The following is a 7056-nucleotide window of genomic DNA, read 5'->3' on the forward strand; positions in this document are numbered from 1 at the left end:
CCGCGGCCGGCCAGGTCCAGCGCCGTGCCGTGATCCACCGAGGTCCGCACCAGTGGCAGCCCCAGGGTGATATTGGCGGCACGACCGAACCCGGCATACTTGAGCACCGGCAGGCCCTGGTCATGATACATCGCCAATACCGCATCCACGCCCGCCAGGTGTCGCGGTGTGAACAGGGTATCGGCCGGCAGTGGTCCATCCAGGCGCAGGCCCTCGCCACGCAGTCGCTCGAGGCAGGGCACGATGATCTCGATCTCCTCGCGACCCAGGTGGCCGCCTTCACCGGCATGGGGGTTGAGGCCACAGACGGCGATGCGAGGGTCGGACACGCCGAACCAGCGCCTGAGATCGGCCTGCAGGATACGCAGGATACGCGTCAGGCGCGCATCGGTGATGGCACCGGCCACATCCTTCAGCGGCAGGTGGGTGGTGGCCAGCGCCACCCGCAGGGCCGCCCCACCCTGCCAGCTCGCTTCGCGGGCGTGCAGCGCCAGGTCGGTGGCCAGGAGCATCACCACTTCATCAACGCCGCAGGCGTCGCGGAGGTATTCGGTATGGCCGCTGAACCCTGAGTGACCGGCATCGAGTATCACCCCCTTGTGCAGGGGGGCGGTGACCATACCGGCAGCGTCACCCGCGAGGCACGCCCGAACCGCCAGGTCCAGGGTGTCCAGTACATAGCCGGCATTGGCGACCGCCAGTCGGCCTGGCAGGCTCGGCTGCCGCAACGCCACCGGCCACACCGGCAGCAGGCCGGCCCTGGGCGTCGGCACCGGTTCATCCATGGCCAGGGTCACCAGCTCGACCCGGGCTTTCACCATGGCAGCCCGCTCGGCCAGCAGCTGCGGATCCCCCACCGCCACGATCCGTGCCGGCAACGCCGGGCCAGCCGCCAGTTGCAGCACCAGTTCGGGCCCGATACCGGCAGGCTCTCCGGTGGTCAGTGCCAGGACAGGCGTCTGGGCCGCCGCTGCCATCAGCGGGAGTTGGACAGGCGATTGTCGACGAAGGCCTCGGCACGAATCTCCTGAATCCAGGCATCCAGGGCCTCTTCGGCCTTCTGCTGGAAGACCATCTGACGCGCCTGGTCACGGCTCATACCACCGCCCCGCTGCTCGATGAAACGGTCCACTTCGCGCTCACTGACGTTGACCCTTGAGCCTACCTGGCGCTGGTGGAGTTCGCGCATCAGCATCTCGCGGCGAATCTCCTCACGCACGGCGGCCATGGTCAGGCCGTCGGCCTCCAGGGCATCGGCGAACTGCTCGAGCGTCATGCCGTTGCTCTCGGCAATGGCCCGCATCTGTCGGTTGAGTTCGGTGTCGTCGACACTGAGCCCGGCGCTCCTCGCCATCTGCAGCTGGATCTCCTCGACGATGATGTTCTCGAGCACTTGCTCGCGCAGCATCGATTCGGGGGGCAACCCCTGTCCCTGGCCAGATACCTGACTACGAACCAGCTCCACCCGCTCGGTCAGCTCGCTTTCCATGATGGCGTGTTGATTCACCACTGCCACGATGCGGTCCAGCGACTGACGCTCCACCGGCTGAAAACTCTGGGCCTGGACGGTAAGCGACACGGCGCCGAAGCACAGGGCCAGCGCCAGGCTCGCGCCCAGGGTGGCGATTCGCGGGATGCGCATAACGTTCTTTCCTCTCATGGTGTCTCTGATAGAAAACCTGCTTTGGCCACCTCAAAACGCGGTGGCACGATAACCCGGCACGGCCTGTTCGAAATAGTCGCCGGCGTCGCCGCCGACACCACCCAGCCCCTTCAGCACGAAGCGCAGGAACATCCCGCGCTCAGTGACGTCATTATCGATCCGGGCGGTACCGCCGTCATCGATCCATCGACGCCAGACCAGCTGCAGACCATAGCAGCAGTCGTTCCACTGCACACCCGCCAACTGGTCCAGAAAGCGATCGTTGGTATGGTCGTACAGCGCCCGACCGATCAGGTCCACCCGCGGCGATGTCTTCCAGGCGAATGACAGATCGAACTCCTCACGGTCGAAGTTGCGGAAGTCGTCATCGCCTCGCTCCACCGAAGGGTCGAAGCCTTGGAGTTCCCAGCGATAGCCAAGGTTCAATACGTGCCCGGCATCGGCTCGATACTGCAGATAGGCCGAGCTCCGCTCGGTACGCTGCAGGTTGTCGTCATAGATCCACTCCAGGCGGCTGCGCCAGTGATCGTCGATCCGCCAATCGAGCCGAGTGATCAGCGAGGAACGATCACGGGTGGCATTATAGAAGCGCTCGAAGTTCGACTCCCGCGGCAATGTGTCGGGGTCACCATCGAGATCGATGTTGCGATCATCGAAGTAGAACGCCTGGCCCACACCCAGCGAAAGGCGCTCACGCCCTCCGGCATCCTCGAGCAGACGTGACTCGAGGCCCACCGACAGCCGATTGAGGTCGCCGACCCGGTCGGCGCCGGAGAATCGATGGGGCGACCAGAGCTGGCTCCAGGAGAAGGCGCGCTCGCTGGTATCGAAGTCGGGGAACTCGCGCTGATCCGTGGCCGGCACGTAGGCGTAATTGAGCCTCGGCTCGAGGGTATGACGGTAGTCGCGTCCGCCGAGCTCCAGCTCCCGCTCGAAGACCAGCCCACCCTCGATCGACGACACCGGCACGGCCCGTTGCAGCGAGGTATCCCGATCGGTATCGCGCTGACCATAGTCGAGGGCATAAGCGGTATAGAGCCACTCGACCCTGGGCTCGAGGTAGCCCCAGCTCTCGTCGAAACGCCAGCCCGTTGCCGGGGAGAGGTGAAGCCGGCTCCCTACCGCCGCCTCCCGTTCCCGCGGGATGGCCACTTCGTCCACGTCACGCCAGAAATAGGTGAGGTTGGAGCGCCACTGTTGATAGAAGCCCCCCTCCTGGGAGAAGCGCGCATTGGCCGTCAGGCTGGGCAGTCGATAGAACGGCTTGTCACGTTCCCGCAGCGGATCGTCCAGCCGCTGAAACCCCTCGGCGCGGGCATCGAATTGCCAGACGTCGCCGCGATGCTGCAAACGGGCCAGGCGGTGCATGTTGTCAGGGTCATCGCCAAATATGCTGCCATAGTCGTCGAAGTAACGGCCGTCGCTGGCGCCACCGTAGCGAAGGTCGTAGCGGTTGCGCTGGTCGAAATAACCGGAGTGCCGATAGTCGATATACCAGCGATCCTCGCCCTCGAAGCGTCGCGAGGCGGCGTTGGGGTCGTCACTGGAGCCACCACCGTCGCTGGAAAGAAAGGCGCCTTCGATCTGGCCGGCATCAGTGGGGAAGAGGTAGCGGTACTCCCCCCCCAACAGCAGGCCCCGGTCAGTGATCAAACGCGGGGTCAGGGTGGCGTCGTGATTGGGTGCGATATTCCAGTAGAACGGCTGGGCATAGTCCAGGGCACCACCCGAGGCGCCGACCTCCGGCCACAGGAAGCCGGTATGGCGACGATCATCGATGGGAAAGCGGACCCAGGGCCAGTAGAAGACCGGCACCTGCCCCATCTCCAGGCGAGCGTGGCGGGCGGTGCCGAAGCCCGTCTCGCGGTCGAGCACCAGGTCGCCGGTCACCAGGCGCCACATCTCGTCGCCCGGGTCGCAGGTGGTGAAGTTTGCCGTGGTCAGGCGATAGCGACCATCTTCCTGGCGCGCGAGCTGCAGCGCATTGCCGCGCAGGCGCTGGTCGTGGATGACATAGTGGGCCGAATCGACATGGGCGGCATCGCTGACCAGCGAGACCTCGCCAGCCTGGCCCCGTACCAGCAGGTTCTGGTCGCGTAACGCCAGCGGCCCCTCGGCAAACGCCTGCTCCCGCGAAGCGGGAACACTGACCTGGGGCGATTCCAGCTGGCTATCGCCCCGCCGCAGGATGACTTCACCGCCCAGGATCGTCTCTCCCCCTTCGCCATAGTAGGCACTGTCGGATTCGGTACGCACCTGCCGCGGGTCGTCTGCCGCTGGCAGGCGATACTCGGGCATCACATAGGTCCCACGGCACAGCGCCCCCACCGGGCGATCGTCGCCCCAGGCATGCCAATCGAGCTGAGCGGCCGGCAGGGGCTCCAGCGCCGCCGCCGACAGAGCGCCATAGGTCAGGCCGTATGTGATCAGGCCAGCGAGCGCTGCCCCTGCTTGTCCCTTGCCCATGATCCACGATGTCCTTGCGGGAGAGAATCGGTATTATACAGACCGTATCCAGCCTGTCGTATGTGATTGAGCGAGCATGCGACGGTGCCCGACGGGCGTCAACCGGCACCGCCCGACATCAGCGAGGAGCCCGCATGCCCCAGGCCGACACCGCCAAGCGATTCGACGCCCTGCACCGCTGGGCGGCAGAGAACCACCACCTTCCCACCGATGCCTGCGACTTGCAGCTGGCCGCAGGTGACGCCAGTTTTCGACGCTACTTCCGCCTGCGCCTGCCCGACGGTACCACGCGAATGCTGATGGATGCCCCCACCCCACAGGAGGACAGTCGCCCCTTCGCCATCATCGCCGGACGCTGGCAAGCCGCTGGCCTGCCAGTGCCTGGCCTGCATGCCCTCGACCTGGAAGAGGGTTTCATCGAACTCGATGACCTGGGCGACGAGCCGCTTCAGGTACGCTTCCATGGCGATGCCGAGCCCGACACCCTGGCCTGGCACGACCGTGCCCTCTCACTGGTCCATGAGCTGCAGAACCGGGCCGGCCCCCACGACCTGCCGGTCTACGATGCCGCCCTGCTGAGCCGGGAGCTGGCACTCTTCCCCGAGTGGTGCCTGGACGAGTGGCTTGGCGTGACGGAACTACCGCCCGGCTGGAACACGCTGTGCGAGGCGCTGATCGATTCCGCCCTGGCCCAGCCGGTGGTCACGGTTCACCGGGATTTCGACGCCATGAACCTGATGGTCCACCGGGATGGCCTCTACCTGATCGACTTCCAGGACGCGGTGGCCGGCCCCATCAGCTACGACCCGATCTCGCTGCTGCGCGGCCGCTACTGCCGTTTCCCGCCGGAGCGCTTCTCCGCCTGGATCGAGGCCTTCCGCCTGCAGGCGATCGCCGACGGGCGACTTCCCAGCACCACCACGACCGAGACATTCCTGCACCAGGCACAGGCCATGGCGGCCCAGCGGGCGCTCAAGGTGTTGGGCATCTTCTGCCGCCTGACACTGCGCGACGGACGCGAGGGCTACCTGGAACGTCTGCCCCACTTCCTTGGTCATCTGGAAGAGAGTCTGGCAGGCCTGCCCGATCACGAGGCGTTTCGCGACTGGCTCACGACCACCTTCCGCCCCTTGCTGGAAGCGCGACTCATGGCCTCGGGCATCGATCCCGGAGCCCGGCCATGAAGGCGATGATCCTGGCCGCCGGGCTCGGCACACGCATGCGGCCGCTCACGGACCACTGCCCCAAGCCACTGCTACCGGTGGCCGGCAAGCCGCTCATCGTCCATCACCTGGAGCGCCTGGCAGCGGCCGGCATCCACGAGGTGGTGATCAACGTCAGCTACCGTGCCGAGCAGATCATCGAGGCCCTGGGTGATGGCTCGGCTTTCGACGTCGCCATCGCCTGGAGCCGGGAGGAGAGCCCGCTCGAGACCGGCGGCGGCATTCACCGCGCACTGCCGCTGCTGGGCGACTCGCCCTTCCTGCTGGTCAACGGCGACATCTGGTGCGACCTGGACCCGGCCAGCCTGCCCGCCCTGGATGACGACCTCGCCCACCTGGTGCTGGTCGACAACCCGGAGCATCATCCGCGAGGCGATTTCCACCTGACTCCCGAAGGGCGCGTCCACGACCAGGGAGAACCCCGGCTGACCTTCGCCGGCATCAGTCTCATCGACCGGCCATGGTGGTCGACAATGAGCCCGGCGCCTTCGCCCTGGCCCCGCTGCTGCGCCAGGCAATGGCCGCCGGCCGCATCGGCGGCAGCCATCATCACGGCGCCTGGATCGATGTGGGCACTCCGGAACGACTCGCCCGACTGGACCAGCGACTACGCTCAAGGTAAGTCAATCCATCCAAGGCAAGAGGCGCCGGAGAAGCCTCGAGCGTTACAGCCGCCATTTCCCAACATCCGAGAAGGAATCCCGAATCATGAAAGCCAGCGTGAAATGGACCGACGGTCGCCAGTTCGTGACCGAATCCGGCAGCGGCCACAGCGTGGTCATCGATGGCCCCCCCGACCATGGCGGCCGCAACACCGGGCCGCGCCCGATGGAGATGCTGCTGATGGGCATGGGGGCCTGCGCCTCCTTCGACGTGCTGGAGATCCTCGACAAGTCACGCGCCGCCGTCACCGACTGCGTGGCCCAGGTCGAGGCCGAGCGCGCCGACGCCGTGCCCGCGGTCTTCACCAGAATCCATGTCCACTTCACCGTCGCGGGCCATGACCTCAAGGAGAGCCAGGTCAAGCGCGCCGTGGAGCTCTCCGCCGAGAAGTACTGCAGCGCTTCGATCATGCTGGCCAAGGGCGGCGTCGATATCACCCACTCCTATACCATCGTGGATGGCTGAAGACGCCATTCTGTCCATGGCCAGGAGCGTCACGGCCAGTCGCCGGGCAGGCGCTCAGATCCGATAGACGCTCTTGGTCATCACCTTCGACATCAGCGACATGCCGAACTTCACCGGCGCAGGGAAGCGGGCACCGCCGGCTTCCAGCGCCAGCTGGGCATGGTGCGCCTCGTCGATGGCCATCTGGCGCAGCACGGCCCGGGAGCGGTGATCTCCCGGCGGCAGGGTCTGCAGGTGCTCGTTCAGATGTTTGCCCACCTGCTCTTCGGTCGCCGCCACGAAGCCGAGGCTGACGCGATCGCCCACCGCTCCCGCCACGGCGCCGAGCCCGAAGGAAGCGGCATAGAACAGCGGATTGAGCAGGCTGGTGCGGCCGCCCAGCTCCTGCAAGCGCTCGTCGCACCAGGCCAGGTGATCGATCTCTTCCTGGGCCGAATGCTCCATCTGCTCACGCACCTCGGGCAGCTTGGCGGTGCACCCCTGTCCCTGGTAGAGCGCCTGGGCACACACCTCGCCGGTATGATTGACACGCATCAGCCGCCGCATGGCGACGCTCATCCAGCGTCATGGGTCATC

Annotated in this window: 5 protein-coding genes and 2 pseudogenes; 3 read left to right on the forward strand and 4 right to left on the reverse strand. The window is 66.2% G+C overall.

The features are described 5' to 3' along the window. The 3 genes from pdxA to Q427_RS17725 all read right to left on the reverse strand — a co-directional run. A partial coding sequence (pdxA, locus tag Q427_RS17715; RefSeq protein WP_043516405.1) for a 4-hydroxythreonine-4-phosphate dehydrogenase PdxA occupies nt 1-977 on the reverse strand: 977 nt, incomplete at its 3' end. Continuing rightward, on the reverse strand, nt 977-1642 hold the full coding sequence (locus tag Q427_RS17720; RefSeq protein WP_043516407.1) for a SurA N-terminal domain-containing protein: 666 nt from the start codon (nt 1640-1642) through the stop codon (nt 977-979). The genes Q427_RS17720 and pdxA, both read right to left, overlap by 1 nt. A gap of 51 nt (nt 1643-1693) precedes the next feature. Continuing rightward, nucleotides 1694-4129, reverse strand: coding sequence for an LPS-assembly protein LptD (locus Q427_RS17725; RefSeq protein WP_043516409.1), 2436 nt, complete (start codon nt 4127-4129; stop codon nt 1694-1696). A 134-nt stretch (nt 4130-4263) separates the two neighbouring features. Here Q427_RS17725 and Q427_RS17730 point away from each other — a divergent pair, with 134 nt between their 5' ends. The 3 genes and pseudogenes from Q427_RS17730 (at nt 4264) to Q427_RS17740 (ending at nt 6480) form a co-directional block, all read left to right on the forward strand. Then, nucleotides 4264-5313 carry an aminoglycoside phosphotransferase family protein gene (locus Q427_RS17730; RefSeq protein WP_043516411.1) on the forward strand — a complete coding sequence of 350 codons (1050 nt, stop codon included), beginning with the start codon at nt 4264-4266 and terminating at the stop codon, nt 5311-5313. After that, nucleotides 5310-5974: pseudogene (murU, locus tag Q427_RS17735) on the forward strand (N-acetylmuramate alpha-1-phosphate uridylyltransferase MurU). Before Q427_RS17730 ends, murU begins: the two are co-directional and overlap by 4 nt. 86 nt (nt 5975-6060) lie before the next feature. Then, nucleotides 6061-6480: an OsmC family protein gene (locus Q427_RS17740; protein WP_043516413.1), complete on the forward strand. Its 420-nt coding sequence runs from the start codon at nt 6061-6063 to the stop codon at nt 6478-6480. A 54-nt stretch (nt 6481-6534) separates the two neighbouring features. Here the strand turns inward: Q427_RS17740 and coq7 are convergent. Further along, nucleotides 6535-7036 (reverse strand): annotated as a pseudogene (gene coq7, locus Q427_RS17745) (2-polyprenyl-3-methyl-6-methoxy-1,4-benzoquinone monooxygenase); the annotation flags it as partial. Nucleotides 7037-7056: the final 20 nt, after the last annotated feature.

It is taken from the genome of Halomonas sp. BC04, assembly GCF_000568385.1.

Excerpts from the sequence above, each read along its gene's own strand:
- Q427_RS17720 (WP_043516407.1), bottom strand. The coding sequence starts at position 1,642 with ATGCGCATCCCGCGAATCGCCACCCTGGGCGCGAGCCTGGCGCTGGCC.
- Q427_RS17725 (WP_043516409.1), bottom strand. The coding sequence starts at position 4,129 with ATGGGCAAGGGACAAGCAGGGGCAGCGCTCGCTGGCCTGATCACATAC.
- Q427_RS17730 (WP_043516411.1), top strand. The coding sequence starts at position 4,264 with ATGCCCCAGGCCGACACCGCCAAGCGATTCGACGCCCTGCACCGCTGG.
- Q427_RS17740 (WP_043516413.1), top strand. The coding sequence starts at position 6,061 with ATGAAAGCCAGCGTGAAATGGACCGACGGTCGCCAGTTCGTGACCGAA.